This window comes from Streptomyces sp. NPDC047002, assembly GCF_040704505.1.
Taxonomy (GTDB): Bacteria; Actinomycetota; Actinomycetes; order Streptomycetales; family Streptomycetaceae; genus Streptomyces.
This window is the reverse complement of record NZ_JBEYWC010000012.1, coordinates 34,546-50,171: the sequence shown is the minus strand read 5'-3', so window position 1 is coordinate 50,171 and position 15,626 is coordinate 34,546. Positions and strand designations below refer to the sequence as shown.

General features: G+C 73.7%; 14 protein-coding genes. 5 read left to right on the top strand and 9 right to left on the bottom strand.

Translation table 11 applies throughout. From position 1 onward, the window contains the following. Window positions 1–384: 384 nt before the first annotated feature. The 5 genes from AB0910_RS14070 to AB0910_RS14050 form a co-directional block, all read right to left on the bottom strand. Window positions 385–2,070 (bottom strand): ABC transporter ATP-binding protein, encoded by a 1,686-nt coding sequence (locus tag AB0910_RS14070; RefSeq protein WP_366744945.1) that lies wholly within the window; start codon window positions 2,068–2,070, stop codon window positions 385–387. Between the two features lie 125 nt (window positions 2,071–2,195). Then, window positions 2,196–3,185: an ABC transporter permease gene (locus tag AB0910_RS14065; protein ID WP_366744839.1), complete on the bottom strand. Its 990-nt coding sequence runs from the start codon at window positions 3,183–3,185 to the stop codon at window positions 2,196–2,198. Further along, window positions 3,182–4,240 carry an ABC transporter permease gene (locus tag AB0910_RS14060; protein WP_366744838.1) on the bottom strand — a complete coding sequence of 353 codons (1,059 nt, stop codon included), beginning with the start codon at window positions 4,238–4,240 and terminating at the stop codon, window positions 3,182–3,184. The genes AB0910_RS14065 and AB0910_RS14060 overlap by 4 nt, the downstream gene beginning before the upstream one ends. 16 nt (window positions 4,241–4,256) lie before the next feature. Beyond that, window positions 4,257–5,972, bottom strand: a complete 1,716-nt coding sequence (locus AB0910_RS14055; RefSeq protein WP_366744837.1) for an ABC transporter substrate-binding protein — start codon at window positions 5,970–5,972, stop codon at window positions 4,257–4,259. Window positions 5,973–6,130: 158 nt separating this feature from the next. After that, window positions 6,131–6,223, bottom strand: coding sequence for an Ms4533A family Cys-rich leader peptide (locus AB0910_RS14050; protein WP_345651043.1), 93 nt, complete (start codon window positions 6,221–6,223; stop codon window positions 6,131–6,133). A 289-nt stretch (window positions 6,224–6,512) separates the two neighbouring features. Here AB0910_RS14050 and AB0910_RS14045 point away from each other — a divergent pair, with 289 nt between their 5' ends. Then, window positions 6,513–7,919 carry a cytochrome ubiquinol oxidase subunit I gene (locus AB0910_RS14045; protein WP_366744944.1) on the top strand — a complete coding sequence of 469 codons (1,407 nt, stop codon included), beginning with the start codon at window positions 6,513–6,515 and terminating at the stop codon, window positions 7,917–7,919. Window positions 7,920–7,966: 47 nt separating this feature from the next. Beyond that, window positions 7,967–9,022 (top strand): cytochrome d ubiquinol oxidase subunit II, encoded by a 1,056-nt coding sequence (locus tag AB0910_RS14040; protein WP_366744836.1) that lies wholly within the window; start codon window positions 7,967–7,969, stop codon window positions 9,020–9,022. Window positions 9,023–9,329: 307 nt separating this feature from the next. Here the strand turns inward: AB0910_RS14040 and AB0910_RS14035 are convergent, their stop codons facing one another. Both AB0910_RS14035 and AB0910_RS14030 read right to left on the bottom strand, forming a co-directional pair. Further along, complete coding sequence (locus tag AB0910_RS14035) at window positions 9,330–10,679, bottom strand: ThuA domain-containing protein (RefSeq protein WP_366744835.1); 1,350 nt, start codon at window positions 10,677–10,679, stop codon at window positions 9,330–9,332. A gap of 124 nt (window positions 10,680–10,803) precedes the next feature. Beyond that, window positions 10,804–12,027: a cytochrome P450 gene (locus AB0910_RS14030; protein ID WP_366744834.1), complete on the bottom strand. Its 1,224-nt coding sequence runs from the start codon at window positions 12,025–12,027 to the stop codon at window positions 10,804–10,806. Window positions 12,028–12,294: 267 nt separating this feature from the next. Between AB0910_RS14030 and AB0910_RS14025 the strand changes: the two genes are divergently transcribed. After that, complete coding sequence (locus tag AB0910_RS14025) at window positions 12,295–12,765, top strand: SRPBCC family protein (RefSeq protein ID WP_366744833.1); 471 nt, start codon at window positions 12,295–12,297, stop codon at window positions 12,763–12,765. Between the two features lie 89 nt (window positions 12,766–12,854). On the opposite strand, the gene AB0910_RS14020 is transcribed toward AB0910_RS14025, so the two are convergent. Further along, window positions 12,855–13,187, bottom strand: a complete 333-nt coding sequence (locus tag AB0910_RS14020; RefSeq protein ID WP_366744832.1) for a helix-turn-helix domain-containing protein — start codon at window positions 13,185–13,187, stop codon at window positions 12,855–12,857. A gap of 215 nt (window positions 13,188–13,402) precedes the next feature. Between AB0910_RS14020 and AB0910_RS14015 the strand changes: the two genes are divergently transcribed. Further along, the gene (locus AB0910_RS14015; RefSeq protein ID WP_366744831.1) at window positions 13,403–13,714 is read left to right on the top strand and encodes an STAS domain-containing protein; all 312 of its coding nucleotides are present in this window, start codon (window positions 13,403–13,405) and stop codon (window positions 13,712–13,714) included. 17 nt (window positions 13,715–13,731) lie between these two features. On the opposite strand, the gene AB0910_RS14010 is transcribed toward AB0910_RS14015, so the two are convergent. Then, window positions 13,732–14,106, bottom strand: coding sequence for a MauE/DoxX family redox-associated membrane protein (locus AB0910_RS14010; protein ID WP_366744830.1), 375 nt, complete (start codon window positions 14,104–14,106; stop codon window positions 13,732–13,734). Between the two features lie 275 nt (window positions 14,107–14,381). Between AB0910_RS14010 and AB0910_RS14005 the strand changes: the two genes are divergently transcribed. Next, window positions 14,382–15,575 (top strand): acyl-CoA dehydrogenase family protein, encoded by a 1,194-nt coding sequence (locus AB0910_RS14005; RefSeq protein ID WP_366744829.1) that lies wholly within the window; start codon window positions 14,382–14,384, stop codon window positions 15,573–15,575. Window positions 15,576–15,626 lie beyond the last annotated feature (51 nt).

Here is a 15,626-nt window from a genome sequence, read left to right as displayed (position 1 = left end):
CGAGAGAGTTTCCTCAACTTTAACCCGATATGTCACAACCTTGAATCCGGGGCGACGGCCGCGCTCGTCGCCACGGACCGGCGGCTCGGGCCCTCGGAAGGACGCCGTGCGTGCCGATGCGGTCGCCGACCGTGACGGCGCGCCGCCGCACCACCGGTGGTGCGGCCGGGGTGCCGACGGGCTCCCGTGCGGTGGGCACCGTCTTCGGCGGCCCCGCGCCGCCCGGCAGACGGGTGCCCAGACCGCGGGCCGTCCACACGAGGTGTTTCCGTGCACCGCGGTGAACGGGTACGAGGCGTTCCCGCACGGCGGGCGCGGCGGGCACGGCAGGCCCGCGCGGTGAGCGGGGCGGGTCTGTGCCCCCGGCCGCTCACCGCGCCGCGCTCACCCCGCGGCCTGCCCGCCGCCCGCGCGGGCCAGCCTGCGGGCCTGGGACTCCGCCGGGTCGAGGACCGGGACGGCGGCCAGCAGACCCTTGGTGTACGGGTGCCCGGGCGACTCGTAGACCCGGTCGGCGGGGCCCTCCTCCACCACGCGGCCCGCCCGCATCACCAGCACCCGGTCGCTGACCTGGCGCACCACGGCCAGGTCGTGCGCGATGAACACCAGCGAGAGGCCGAGCTCGCGCTGGAGCTCGCCCAGCAGGGCGACGATGTTCGCCTGCGTGGTCACATCGAGCGCCGAGACCGGCTCGTCGCACACCACCAGCTTCGGCTCCGGTGCCAACGCCCGTGCGATCCCCACCCGTTGGCGCTGTCCGCCGGAGAACTCATGCGGATAGCGGTCGTACCACGCGGGGTCGAGGCCGACCCGGTCGAGCAGCTCCCGCACCCGGGCGCGCACGGCCCTGTCGTCCAGGGCGCCCGCGGCACGCAGCGGGTCCGCGATCGACTCGCCGATGCTGCGCCGGGGGTTGAGCGAGGACACCGGGTCCTGGAAGACCATCTGGAGCTCGCGCCGCACCGGCCGCAGCTGCCGCTCGCCGAGGTGGCCGATCTCCCGTCCCCCGTAGCGCAGTTCGCCCGCGGACGGCTCGATCAGCCGGACCAGCATGCGGCCCAGTGTGGTCTTGCCGCTGCCCGACTCGCCGACCACGCCCAGGGTCTCGCCCCTGCCGATGGCGAGCGACACCCCGTCGACCGCGGGGACGAGACCGCCCCTGCGCCCGAACTCCTTGCGCAGGCCCGACGCTTCGAGGAGCGCCCCGCCCGCCGCCGCGCGGGCGCCACCGGGGCCGTCGGCGTGCACCTCGTGCACCGCCTCCACCGTCCGCACCGGCCGGGCGGCCGGCGTGTCGGCGCGCGGCACCGCGGCGATCAGCTCCCGCGTGTACGCCTCGCGCGGCGCGCCGAGCACCTCCCGCACGGTGCCGCGTTCCACCGCCCGGCCCTCCCGCATCACCAGGACGTCGTCGACGGAGCCCGCCACCACCCCCAGGTCGTGGGTGACCAGGAGCAGGCCCGCGCCCGTCTCCGTGCGCAGTTCGTGCAGCAGGTCGAGGATCTGCGCCTGCACCGTCACGTCGAGCGCGGTGGTCGGCTCGTCGGCGACCAGCAGCCGGGGACGGCAGGCGAGCGCCATGGCGATCACCGTGCGCTGCCGCATGCCGCCGCTGAACTCGTGCGGACGCGAGCGCGAGCGGCGCGCCGCGTCCGGGATGCCGACCCGGTCGAGCACCTCCACGGCGCGCGCACGCGCCGCCGCGCGGGTCGCTCTCGTGTGCACCCGGTACACCTCGGCGATCTGGTCGCCGACCGCGTAGTACGGGTCGAGGGCGGACAGCGGGTCCTGGAAGACCATCGCGGCGAGACCGCCGCGCAGCCTGCGCAGGTCGTCGCCCTCCGCGGTCAGCGCGTCGACACCGGCGACCGTGGCCGAGCCGCCGACCCGCGCGCCGGTGTCCCGGTGCAGGCCGAGCAGCCCGAACGCGACGGTGCTCTTGCCGGAGCCCGACTCGCCGACGATGCCGAGGGCCCCGCCCGCGCCGAGCGTGAACGACAGCCCGTCCACCGCCCGCACGGACCCCTCGCCGGCCGGGAACTCGACGACCAGGTCGCGGACCTCGACCAGCGGCCCTGTGGCCGCCGCGACCTCAGGGGACTCCTTGCCCGCACCGGATGCACCGGATGCACCGGACACACCGGCGCCCGGTCCCGTGCCGGACACACCGGCGCCCGTGCCGGAAGCGCTGTCGCTCACTGGAGCACCACCCGTCGGTCGATCACCGCGTACAGCAGGTCGGCGCCCGCGTTCGCGACCACCACGCAGAACCCGGTCACCAGCACGAGGCCCACCACCACCGGCAGGTCGATCTGCGCCACCGAGTCCACCAGCAGCCGCCCGAGGCCGGGCAGCCCGAACAGCGACTCCGTGAGCACCGCGGAGCCGAACATCGTGCCCAGGTCGAGTGCGCTGAGCGCGATCACCGGGGTCAGCGCGCCCCGCAGCGCGTGCCGGGTCACCAGGTGCCGCTCGCTGACCCCGTAGGCGCGAAACGTCCTGATGTGGTCCTCGGCCAGCGTCTCCAGCATCGAGGAGCGCGTGAGCCGCGCGTACTTCGCCGACTCGATCAGGGCGAGCGACACCCACGGCAGCAGCAGCCCCCAGAACCACTGCTGCGGATCCGAGGTCAGCGACACGTAGTCGGGGAAGGGCAGCCACTGGAGCGTCGAGCAGAACAGCACGAGCAGCAGCAGCCCGATGACGAACACCGGCATCGCGTTGCCCGCGAGCGTCAGCGCGGTCAGCGCCCGCTCCGTGAACCGGCCGCGCCGCAGCGCCGACATCAGGCCCGTGCCGACGCCGAGCAGCAGCCACAGCACCATCGCGCCGAGCGCGAGCGAGGCCGTGACGGGCAGCCGCGCGCCGATCAGCGACGTGACCTGCTCGCCCGTCCGGTACGACACGCCGAGGCACGGCGCGTGGCAGTGCAGCACCCCGGTGCCCGTCGAGAAGTCGCGCCCCGCGACGACGCCTCCGAGGAAGCGCGCGTACTGGAGGTAGAAGGGGGCGTCGACGCCGAGGCGCCGGCGCACCTGCTCCACCTGCGCGGGGCTGCACTTGGGCCCGCAGGTCAGCTGCGCCGGGTCGCCGGGGGCGACGTAGAACGCCGCGTAGATCACGATCGAGAGGACCAGCAGCACGACGAGCGCGCCGATCACCCTGCGGAACAGATAGCGCGTCATGCCGTCGCCTCCGTTCCGCCGGCGGGGGCTACGGAACCGCCGTCGGGGGTTCCGGGGCCGCCGTCGGGCGGCGGCGCGGCCCCGCGGCGGCGCCCGGCGCCGAGCCGCAGCCTCGACGCGGCGCGCGGGTCGAGTGCGGTGCGTACCGCGTCGCCGAGCAGCGCGAACGACAGCGTCGTGATGAAGATCATCAGGGACGGCAGCAGCACGTACATCGGGTCCGCCTGGAACCAGGTCGTGGCCGCCGTCAGCATCTGCCCCCACGACGAGGTCGGGGGCCGCACGCCCACCCCGAGGAACGAGAGGCCCGCCTCGCTCACCACGTTGGAGGGCAGCAGCAGCGCCGCGTACGTCACCACCGGGGCCGCGAGCGACGGCAGCAGTTCCCTGCGGGCCACACGCCACGCCCCCGAGCCGCCGAGCCTGGCGGCCGCCACATAGTCCAGCGACTTGAGGCTCAGCGTCTGGGCGCGCACCACGCGCGCCGTCCCGCCCCACCCGAGCAGCCCGATGACCAGCATCAGCAACAGCGGGCGCGGGAAGCCGGCCGGCACGACCGCCATCAGCGCGATCGCGAACACCAGGGTCGGCAGCGCGAGCATCACGTCCGTGGTGTGCGCGAGCACCTGGTCGAGCAGCCGGTTGCCGAGGCCGGCGGCGAGCCCGATGACGAGCCCGATCACCACCTGCACCACCGTCGCGCCGACCGACACGAGCAGCGACACCTGCGCCCCGTACACCAGGCGCGCGAACAGGTCGCGCCCTGTGCCCGGTTCGACCCCGAGCCAGTGCGCGCCACTGACCCCGCCGAACGCCCCGGTCGGTACCCCGCCCGACGCCGAGTCGACCAGGGCGTCGTGGTAGGTGGTGGGGTCCTGGCCCTCGGCGGCGGCGAGCAGCGGCGCGGCGGCCGCGATCAGGATCAGCAGGACGAGGACGGCCCCGCCCGCGAGGGCGGCGGGCTGCGCACGCAGCCGCCGCCAGACCTGCCGGGCCCCGGCGGCGGGGGAGACCGCCACCGCCGGGTCGCCGGTGAGGAGTTGTTCCGTACTCATGCCCGGTGGTTCCGCGTCACTTCACCGCGACCTGCGAGATGTCGAGCACCCCGGTCCAGTCGCTGATCACCACGTTGCGCACGTCCTTGCCGACGAGCCGCTTGTACACCGGGTGCAGCAGCGGCACGGTCAGCGCCTTCGCGCCGATCTCCTTGTCCAGCGCGCCCCACTGCTTCGCGGCGGCCGTGTGGTCGGTGAGCTTGTTGATCCGGTCGATGGTGCTGTTCACCGAAGCGTCGTTCAGCTGGGCGTTGTTGAAGTTCGAGCCGTCCTTGACGATCTGCCGGCCGTCGAAGATCGGCGCGAGGAAAGGACCGCCCGAGGGCCAGTCCGCGCCCCATGTCGAGAAGAACAGGCCGGGCTCGGTGGAGACCGCGTGCACCGTCTGGCGGTACTTGTTGTCCTCCAGGCCGTCCAGCTTCACCGTGATCCCGGCGGCCTTCAGGGCGCCCTGCACGGCGGAGGCCATCGCAGGGCCCGAGTTGTTGGCGTCGCTCTCGGAGTGCGTCAGGGTGACGGTGAGCCCGTGCGGGTAACCGGCTTGCTTCAGCAGCTCCTTGGCCTTCGCCGGGTCCCCGCTCCTGCCCGCGGGGAACGGGTCGTACGGCGTGTAGCCGAAGGCCGCCTGGTTCGGCAGGAAGGTGGTGGCGGGCTCGGCGAGCGAGGAGCCGCCCGCCGCGTTCACCGCGGAGGTGCGGTTGATGGCGTACGCGATCGCCCGGCGCACCTTGGGGTTGTCGAACGGCTTCACCTTCGGGTTGAAGGAGAGGTAGTCCGTCTCGCCGAAGTGTCCTGTGCCGACGCGGGAGGCGAGCTCCTTGTCGCCCGTCACCTTCGCCAGTTCGGCCGGGCCGAGGTTGGTGTCGGTGGTGATGGCCGCGGCGTCGGGCCCTGAGGCCGCCGACAGCCGCTGGTTGATGACCGCGGTGTCGAGGCCGCCCTTCACGTCGATCGTGTCGGGGTAGTCCTTGCGCTGACTGTCGTTCGTGGCCGACCAGTTGGGGTTGCGCTTGAAGGTCAGTTCGAGGCCGTTGTTCTGGTTCTCGACGACCTCGTAGGGGCCGGAGGACATCGGGTGCTCCGCGTACTTGGTCCCGGTGTCCTTGGCCTTCGGCACCGGCGTGAACTGCGTCTGCGTCGCCAGGTAGGGGAAGTCGCCCTCAGGCTTGTTGAGATGGAAGACGATCGTCTTCGCGTCCGGCGTCTCGATCGCCGACAGGCCCTTCTTGTCCTTGTAGGGCCCCTGGTAGTCGGCCGCGCCGACCAGCCAGTCCCGCAGGTACGGCGCGCCGCCCGACAGCTCGGGCGCGAACGACCGCTCGATGCCGTACTTGATGTCCGCCGTGGTGATCGGCGTGCCGTCCTCGAACTTGAGGCCGCTCTTGAGGTGGTACGTCCACACCGTGGCGTCCTTCGACGGCGTGCCGGTGTCGGTGGCCAGGTCGGGCACCACCTTGTTGCCCGCGGCCCCGTCGGCCCGGTTGCGGGTGGTCAGCGTCCGGAAGACCAGGGACGGTATGTTGCCGCCGCCCGAGGTGTACTCGCGCGCCGGGTCGAAGTTGGTCATCGGCGTCTGGTTGAGGACGAGCAGCTTGCCGCCCTTCTTCGGCGCGTCGCCGCCCGCTGCGTCGCCTCCCTTGTCGGGGCCGCACGCGCAGGCGGCGGCCGCGAGGGCCGCGGTGACCGCGACGGCGGCCGCCGTACGGCGTGGGAGGCGGGGTGATCGGGACATCGGCTACGGCCTTTCGCTGCAGGGAACGACGTGGAGAGAGCCACGGGGCAGCAGGGAACCGACCGGAGGAAGGGAGAGCGCCGCGCCCGTGGAAGGACCCGGAACGCAGCGGAGCACGCACCGGGCACACCGGTGGCGGGACTGCGGAAGCGGGCCGGTCAGCGACAGAGGATGTCGGCGACGCAGTGCCCGGTCACCCCGATGAGCGCCAGCGCGAAGGCGGCGCGCGGCAGGGGGCGATGAGCAGTCATGCCGAGAAGACTGAACGATTGTCCGAAGGAAGTCAAAACGGTGCAGGTCAGCACCACAAGAACGTGACCACACTCACGCCCGCGCCCTCTGCGCCACCCGCGTCTCGCCTACACCGTCGTCGGGCGGGCGCCGCACGCGTACGCCGCCCGGTGGGGTCCGGTGGGCGGATGGGGGTGTCCCCGGGGGACCTGCCCGTGTCGGCGCGGTGCGTGCGCCGCCGGTACCTACACTCGGCCCGCGCCACCCGACCGACGTGAGGAGCCGCCCGTGCTGCAGGCATGCGACCCCGTGCCGGAGGCCGCCGCGCGCTGCGCCGCCTCGGCCCTCGCCTCCGTGTCGCCCGGCGGCCTGTCGGCGGCCCGCGCCCAGATGGGCTTCTCCCTCGCCTGGCACATCGTGCTCGCCTGCCTCGGGGTCGGGCTGCCGCTGCTGACCCTCGGCGTCGAGTGGTACGGCATCCGCACCGGCAGGCCGGAGCACCGGCTGCTCGCCCGCCGCTGGGCCCGCGCCATGGGTGTGCTGTTCGCGGTCGGCGCCGTGTCCGGGACCATCCTCAGCTTCGAACTCGGCATCCTCTGGCCCGGCCTGATGGGCCGCTTCGGCCAGGTCATCGGCCTGCCCTTCGCCCTCGAAGGCTTCGCCTTCTTCATCGAGGCGATCTTCCTCGGCATCTACCTCTACGCCTGGGACCGGCTGCCGCCCCGCACCCACCTGCTGACGGGCGTGCCCATCGTCGTCGCGGGCGTCGCCTCCGCCTTCTTCGTCGTCTGCGCCAACGCCTGGATGAACCAGCCCCGCGGCTTCACCCTCCGCGGCGGGAAGGTCGACCACGTCGACCCCTGGGCCGCGATGATCAACCCGGCTGCCCCGCCGGAGACGGTCCACATGATCCTCGCGGCCCTCATGGTGGCGTGCTTCCTCACCGCCTCCGTGTACGCCGTCGCGCTGCTGCGCGGCCGCCGCGACACCTACCACCGCACCGGGTTCTTCGTCCCGTTCACCCTCGGCGCCGTCGCCGCGCCCTTCCAGATCGCCGCGGGCGACTGGGCGGCCCGCTTCCTCGCCCACTACCAGCCGATGAAGCTCGCCGGCATCGAGGGCGTCTACCGCACCCGCTCCCACGTGCCGCTCACCCTCCTCGGCTACGCGGACGGCGAGCGGCTGCGCTACGGCCTGGAGATCCCCGACGGCCTCTCCCTCCTCGTCGGCTACCACCCGGGCACCGTCGTACGCGGCCTCGAAGAGGTGCCGCGCGACCAGTGGCCCCCCGTCACCGGCGTCCACCTCTCCTTCGACGCGATGGTCGGCATCGGCACCTTCCTGCTCGCCATGGGCGTGTGGCTGCTGCTCCTGTGGTGGTGGTCGCGCCGCACCGGCACCGCCCTGCTGACCCCGCGCGGCACCCGCCCCTTCCTGCTGCTCGCCGCGCTCACCGGGCCCGCGGCCGTCGTCGCCCTCGAATGCGGCTGGTGCGTCACGGAACTGGGCCGCCAGCCGTGGATCGTCTGGGGCGTCATGCGCGTCAGCGACGCCGTCAACCCCGCGCCCGGCCTGATGGCGGGCCTGTGGGTGGTGCTGCTCGTCTACGCGGCGATGACCGCGGGCACCGTGTACGTCCTGCGCAGGCTCACCCGCACCACCCCCGTACCCGTCGCCCCGCAGGAGCGCGACGTGCAGGAGTACCCCGTCGTCTGACCCCCGGCCCGGCCGAGCGCCGCCGGGCCCCGCAGCAGGAGGCGAACGTGATCGCAGACGTGATGCTGGCCGTGATGTGGGTGGGCCTCACCTGCTACGCCCTGTTCGCGGGGGCCGACTTCGGCGCCGGGTTCTGGGACCTGTTCGCGGGCAGGGCGGGCCGCGGCAGGCAGCGCCGCTCCCTGATCGAGCACAGCATCGGACCCGTGTGGGAGGCCAACCACGTCTGGCTGATCTTCGTGCTGGTGATGCTCTGGTCGTGCTTTCCTCCGGTGTTCGCCGCCGTCCTGTCGACGCTCTGTATCCCGCTCACCCTCGCCGCGCTCGGCATCATCGCGCGCGGCGCTGCCTTCGCGTTCCGCAAGGCCAGCACGGCCCTCTGGCAGCAGCGCCTGTTCGGCGCCTGCTTCGCCGTCTCCTCCGTCGTCACCCCCCTGTTCCTCGGCGCCGTCGCAGGGGGCATCGCCTCGGGCCGCGTACCGCCGGGCATCGCCGAGGGCGACACCGTCACCAGCTGGCTCAACCCGACCTCCGCGCTCGGCGGCGTCATCGCCGTCCTCACCTGCGCCCACCTCGCCGCCGTCTACCTGTGCGCCGACGCCGTGCGCGAAGGGGACACCGTGCGCGCCGCCGAGTTCCGCCGCGCGTCCGCCGCCGGCGGACTGGCCTGCGGCGCCGTCGCCCTCGCGGGCATCGCCGTGCTCGACCAGGACGCCCCCGTCCTCTTCCACGGCCTCACCCACCGCGCCCTGCCGCTCGTCGTCGTCGGCGCCGTGGCGGGCCTCGCGGACCTGGCGCTGCTGCTGCGCCACCGCTACGTCCTCGCGCGCGGCGCGGCCGCGCTCGCCGTCGCCGCGATCCTGTGGGCGTGGGGCGTCGCCCAGTACCCCCGCATGCTCGTGCCCTCGACGACCGTCGAGGGGACCGCGGCCCACACCTCCGTGCTGGTCGCCTGCCTGATCTCCGTCGCGGTCGGCTTCGTGGTGCTCGTACCGTCCCTGTGGCTGTTGTACGCGACGTTCCAGCGCAGCCCCGTCCCCGGCGGCCCCCGCGGGCCGCGCTCCGGCGGCGGTACGGAACCCGGCGGCGGCACCGCCGCGTGACCGGCACGGGAGCACCGGCTCCGCGCCCCGCGCTGCCGGGACTCGGCCCCGCACCCTCGCCGAGGTGCCGGCCGGCGGCCGCCAGGCGCTCGTGGTCACCGGCCGCGGCGCCGACTCGCCCGAGTCGTCCGCCGTGCTCTACCGGCGCACCGCCGACCGCTGCCGCGCCGGGGACACCTGGGCGGCCCGCAACGCGCTGCACGGCTGGAGCGGCCACCACCGCGCGGGCGATCTGCGCACGCCCGTCCGCCCCGGCAGCGCGGAGCGGCCCCCGGGACGTGGAAGGCCGCGTTCCGGGGGCCGGGGCTCAGCCCTGCGGCAGGGCCCGGAACGACTGGAGGGTGCTGCCGTTGCAGGCCCGCTGGACGAGCTGGACGCTGTTCGCGGTCGAATTGCCCGCGGCGGCAAGGCACTTGCCGCTGTTGCGGTTCACGAAGTGGTAGGTCCACCCGCTCTCCGCCACCGGCTTCCACTGCTGGTTCGCGCCGCCAGAGTAGGACCACAGCTGCACGGGGGCGCCGTCCGCCGTGGACACGTCTGTGACGTCGAGCGCCTTGGCCGGGTCGGCGCGGTTGCCGATCCGCACGTATCCGCCGCCGGTGTCCGCGAGCTGGTACTGCTGCGCGGCGGTGCCGTTGCAGTCGTACTGCTGTACGGCCGTGCCGTCGGCAGTGGCGGCGGCGCGCGCGTCGACGCACTTCTGGCTGGCCGCCGGGGACAGCGCGTACCAGCTGTCGCCGGAGTAGGCGGGCATGGGGGCCGGGGGAGTGCCGACCCCGCCGAGCGAGAGCAGCCCCTGGAGGACCAGCCGGGTCTGCTGGGCGCTGCCGAAGGTCAGCGACAGCGTCGTGTTGTTGCCGTAGTCCATGGCGTTGTGTCCGAAGTTGGCATAGAGCATGCGGTACTTGGTGTTCGTCCATACGATCGGGTAGTACCCGCTCGTCCAGGTGTTGCCGGCCTGGTTGCCCACCGGGAAGCTCGACGGGTCGATGGAGGCGAGCACGTCGATGTCGGGGTCGGCGCGCAGGTCGTTGTGCCAGCTGTACCACTCGCTGGTGGACGAGGCGATGGTGGCGGGCAGTCCGGCGGTCGCGGGCTTCGAGGCGTCGTCGACCTTCAGGGTCTCGCTGGTCGGCGCCCAGGTGTTGGTGGCGAAGGCGCCGGTGCCGAGGAAGGTGTTGTGGTACCAGGGCCAGGTGTTGGGGTCGGTGTTGAACGCGGAGACGTGGAAGCCCATCCAGGCGCCGCCGCCCTCCATGTACGAGCGGAACGCGCTCTGCGCCGCCGCGTCGTGCGGGAAGTCGTCGAGGAACATGACGACCTGGTACTGGGAGAGCGTGGCCGTATTGACCTTGGACCAGTCGGAGGTCGCGGTCCAGGAGAAGTTGTTCGCGGCCGCGACCTGCGGGAAGAACTGCCTGGCCTCGGCGTCGAAGCTCGCGTGGGCCTGGTCGCCCTCGTCGGAGTCGTAGAAGGCGAGGACCTTGAAGGCGGGCGTGGCCGCGGGTGCCGCGGCCGCGGTGGGCGCCGCCGCCCTGGCGGGTGCGGTGGCGCACAGCGCGGCGAGTGCGGAGGCGGCGAGCAGCCGCAGCACGCGGCGGGCGGATCTGGGGCGGCGGGCGGCGGGCTGCGTGGGAGCGGTGCCGTGGGAGGTCAAGGGAGTCCCTTCCGTTCAGGAGGGTGAAGCGGTGACGTATCCCTGAATGAGTGTCGGCACGATTACGCAGCAGTAGGCATGTCCTCGTCAAGGTCTGTACCAAAGGTGCCCGCCCGCCGCGGGGTCACCACGCCAGCGGCAGCGCCTCAGGACCGCGGTTGATCGTCCCCCGCAGCCACCGCACTTCTTCGGGCCGCACCGCGAGCCGGGCCGCGGGCAGGTCGCGCAGCAGCGCGCCGAGCACCGTCTCCGCCAGCATCCGGGTCAGGGCCGCGCCCACGCAGTAGTGCGCGCCGTGCCCGAAGGCCAGGTGCGGCGCCCCGGCCCGTGCCAGGTCGAGCCGGTCGGGGTCGGTGAAGACCGCAGGGTCCCGGTTGGCCGCCAGATACGAGACGTACACCGCCTCGCCCGCGCGCACCCGCACCCCGCCGACCACGACGTCCTCGGTCGCGACCCGCGGCAGGCCCACGCCGTTGCGCTGCGGGATGAAGCGCAGCAGCTCCTCGACCGCCGCGGGCAGCAGCGCCGGGTCGGCCCGCAGCGCGGCGAGCTGGCCCGGGTGGGTGAGCAGCGCGTACACCATGGTGGACGTCTGGTTGCGCACCTGGTCGAGGGCGTTGAGCACCACCATCACCGAGAGGGAGACCAGCTGGGCGCGGCTGAGGGCGCCCGCAAGCTCCGCCGCCACCAGTTCGCTGAACAGGTCGTCGCCCGGGTCCGCGGCCCGCAGGTCGGCGAGGTCGCCGAAGGACCGGGCGATCTCCCGCTTCACCGCCGCCGTGTCCGCGACCGGGCGGTCGCTGGAGAGGATCACCCGCCGCCACTCCCGCAGCCGCGGCAGATCGGCGGCCGGCAGCCCCATCAGCTCGGCGACCACCCGCTCGGGCAGCGGGCCCGTCAGATGCTCCGTCAGATCGGCGGGTGGCCCCTCGCCGCGCATCCGCTCCAGCAGCTCCGCCGTGACGCGCTCGGCTCCCGTCCGCAGCGCGGCGACCCTGCGGCGGTTGAACGCCTTCGCCGTCAGCCGGCGCAGCGCGGTGTGCTCGGGCGGATCCGTGCGCCCCACCCCGCCGGGCGGCGCGACCGCGTGCGGTGTCATGGACGTGATCGGGCGGTCCACCGTCAGCGCCCTGCTGAACCGGGGGTCGGCCGTGACCTCCTTGACGTCCTCGTACCGGGTGACCAGCCAGGCGTCCCCGGTGCCGTACCGCATCCGCACCCGCGCCACCGGCTCCTCGCGCAGCAGCCGGTGGAGCAGGGGGTCGAACGCGAGCCCTTCGAGGTGGCCGACCGGCCAGTCGTGCACGGCGCTTGGACCCGCGGGCGGTGCGGCGGAGACATCGGTCATACGGGGCTCCTTCGGCGGTCGGACGCGGTGCGCGGCGGCGGGGGCCGCACCCGGCAACGTGCGGCGGTCCGAGGCCCGCGCAGGGCCGGGACCGCCCTCGACATCTACCCGCGCCCCGGGCCGCCGCCGGGCCGTTCACCCGTAAGGCGGACGGGCGTCGGCCGCCGCGGGCGGGCAGGCGTCGCGGCCCGCCTGCGGGGTACCCGGAGACTCCGTCGTCCGACGCGGTCGGCAACGGCGCCGCCCGCCCGAGAGGACAGATGCACGATGGTCCACGTAGTGCGCACGATGACCGTCCGCAGGCCCCTGGCCGCGGTGGTCGCCTACCTCGCCGACTTCTCGCACGCCGTCGACTGGGACCCGGGCACGCGCTCGTGCGAGCGGGCCGACCCCGGACCCGTGTACGAGGGGGCACACTGGCGCAACGTCTCCCACTTCCGGGGCCGACGCACCGAGCTGACGTACCGGCTCGCGCGGATGGAGCGCGACCGCCTGACCTTCGTCGGCTGCAACGACACGGCGACCTCCACCGACGACCTGTCGTTCGCGGAGCGCGACGGGTCCACCCTGGTCGCGTACGACGCCACGGTCCGCTTCAACGGGCTCGCCAGGCTGGCCGACCCGTTCCTGCGGCGCGAGTTCGAACGCCTCGGCGACCAGGTCGTGCGCACCCTGCCCGCCGCCGTCGAGGCGGCCGTACCCCCGGACGCCGCCGCACCGGCGGCGGACGGAGACTAGGGCCTCTCGTCTGGATCATCCCGGGCGCACGCCGGCCGGCAGCGGGGGAGAGGACCGCGGGAAAGGGGAGGCCGCGGACCGACGGGGTGTCAGCGGTCCTCGGCCGGGCGCGGGGCGTGGCCGACCTCGTCCCGCGCGAGGAGCGCGAGCAGCGAGCCGACGGTGAGGCTGGCCTCCGCGGGGTGGCGCAGGACCTTCCCCGGGGTGACGCGATAGGTGTTCGCCCTGCCCTCCCGGGTGTGGGAGAGGTACCCGCCCTGTTCGAGGTCGGCGATGATCCGTTGGACGGCCCGCTCGGTGAGACGGCACCGTGCGGCGATGTCGCGGATGCGGACGGTGGGATCGTCCGCGACGCTGGCCAGCACGCGCGCGTGGTTGGTGAGGAACGTCCATCCACTGTGGGATTCGGGCACTGCATCCATGCCGGTCATGTTAAGGGACCGACCCTCATTGCCGCACTCCGAAGCATGAATTATATTTCGTGTAAGCGATGACCGCCATCTGGCGGGACCCACGCGGGGAGAATGGGGTGCTCATGTCCTGGGAAGCGTCTGCCGCGCCGAGGCACACGGCGACCCGCGCCACGGTTTCGCGGCGTGGCGAACGGTCCGTACCCGCAGCGGGGCCCGGCTGCCTGGTGACCCTCAGCAGCCCGGCCGAGAGCGACCGGATCGTGGTCGCGCCGCGCGGCGAGGTCGACTGGGACGCGCACGAGGCCCTCCACCGCAACCTCGTGGACGCGCTGCGCGCCACCCCGAGCGGGCTCGACCTCCGACTCGACGGCGTCACCTTCTGGGACTGCGCGGCGCTGGGTGTCCTGCTGCGGGTGCGCGAACACGCCGCGGCCGAGGGCAAGACCGTGGTCGTGCGCAGCGCCAGCCCGATCGTGCACCGCGTGCTCGAACTCACCGGCACACTCGGCCTGTTCGGCCTGTCCGCCGAGGACTGAGCGCCCGCCGCGGCGGTTCAGCCGCGGACATCCCCGGCCGCCCGCAGCGCCCACGCCACCAGCGGGACCTGCAGCGGCAGCCGGCCCCAGGCGGCGGCCTTGAGCGGCGCGGGCCTGTTGCCCCAGTCCCGCGCCATCTGCACATTGGCGGGCAGGACCGCGACGAAGAACCCGGCGGCGGCCAGCGCGCCCGCCCTGCGGGTGCGCGGAGCGGCCACCGCGGCGGCGAGCCCCAGCTCGGCCGCGCCGCTCACCCAGGTCCACACGCGCGGCGGCCCGGGCAGTGAGCGCGGCACGATCGAGTCGAACGGGCGCGGCCTGGCGAAGTGCAGGACCCCGGAGGCCGCGAGCAGGGCGGCGAGGAGTCGGGGCGAGCGCGGGGCGAGCTGCATGGCGGTACCTCCGGTGGGGGGACGGCTCCGGCCGGGACGGGGGAAGCCCGGCGCGGACCGCCACCACGCTACCCAGCGGTATCCGTCCGCCACCAGCACGGTCGGGTATCGGCGCCCTCGCGCGGCGGTCGTCTCCGCACGCCGCAGGACCCCGATCGCGGCGCACCCGCCCCCGGACGCGGCCGCCCCGCCCCGGCGGCCGGGCGCGCACGCCTGTCCGCGCGGAGACGGGGTACCCGTCGGTAACTGGATCATCGGGGAAGGACGGACGCGCCATGGCGAAGCACATCATCGACTCCGGGGCGGCTGAGGGCGACTTCTACTACGTCAAGGACCTGCTCGAACCGGACGAGCGCGCGAAGCTCGACCGGGTGCGCGCGTTCCTGGTGGACCGGGTCGCACCGGGGGCTGGGGAGCGCTGGGAGGCGGGCGAGACCCCGCTCGGCCTGCGCGACGGGATCCGCGACCTGGACATCACCGGCACCTGGGCCGACGACCACCACATCGCCCCCCGCAGCTATCTGCTGACCGGCCTGATCGGCATGGAGATGGCGCGCGTCGACGCCTCGTTCGCCACGTTCTTCGGTGTGCACGCGGGCCTTGCGATGGGCTCGATCCGCGAGTGCGGCTCCGAGGAGCAGAAGGAGCGGTGGCTGCCCGCGATGGTGCGGTGGGAGAAAATCGGCGCCTTCGGCCTCACCGAGCCGCTGGTCGGCTCGGGCGCCTCGCTCGGCCTGCTGACCACGGCGCGCCGCGACGGCGACTCCTGGGTGCTCGACGGGGAGAAGAAGTGGATCGGCAATGCGACCTTCGCCGACCTCGTCGTCATCTGGGCCAGGGACGTCGCCGACGACCAGGTCAAGGGCTTCGTGGTGGAGAAGGGCGCGCCGGGGTTCACCGCGCGGGCCCTCGAAGGGAAGATCGCGCTGCGGGGCGTGCAGAACGCCCATATCGTCCTCGACGGGGTGCGGGTGCCCGAGGCCGACCGGCTCGCGCGCGCCGACTCCTTCCGCGACACGGCCCGGGTGCTCAAGGTGACCAGGGGCGGCGTCGCGTGGAGTGCGACGGGGTGCGCGATCGGGGCGTACGAGGCGGCGCGCGCCTACGCGCTCGAACGCGAGCAGTTCGGCCGTCCGATCGCCGGATTTCAGCTCGTGCAGGACCTGTTGGCGCGCATGCTCGCCAACATCACGGCCTGCCAGGGGATGGTCGTGCGGATGGCGGCGCTGCACGAGCAGCACCGCCTCGACGACGCGCAGGCCGCGCTCGCCAAGATGTTCTGCACCACCAGGATGCGGGAGACGGTCGCCTGGGCGCGCGAGGTGCTCGGCGGCAACGGCATCCTGCTCGAACACGACGCCGCCCGCTTCTTCGCCGACGCCGAGGCGCTCTACTCCTACGAGGGGACCCGGGACATGAACTCCCTCATCGTGGGCCGGGCGATCACGGGGCACAGCGCCTTCGTGTGACCGGACCCAGGGCGCACGGGGCGGCCCGTCCCGGACACACTGCCCGGGGCG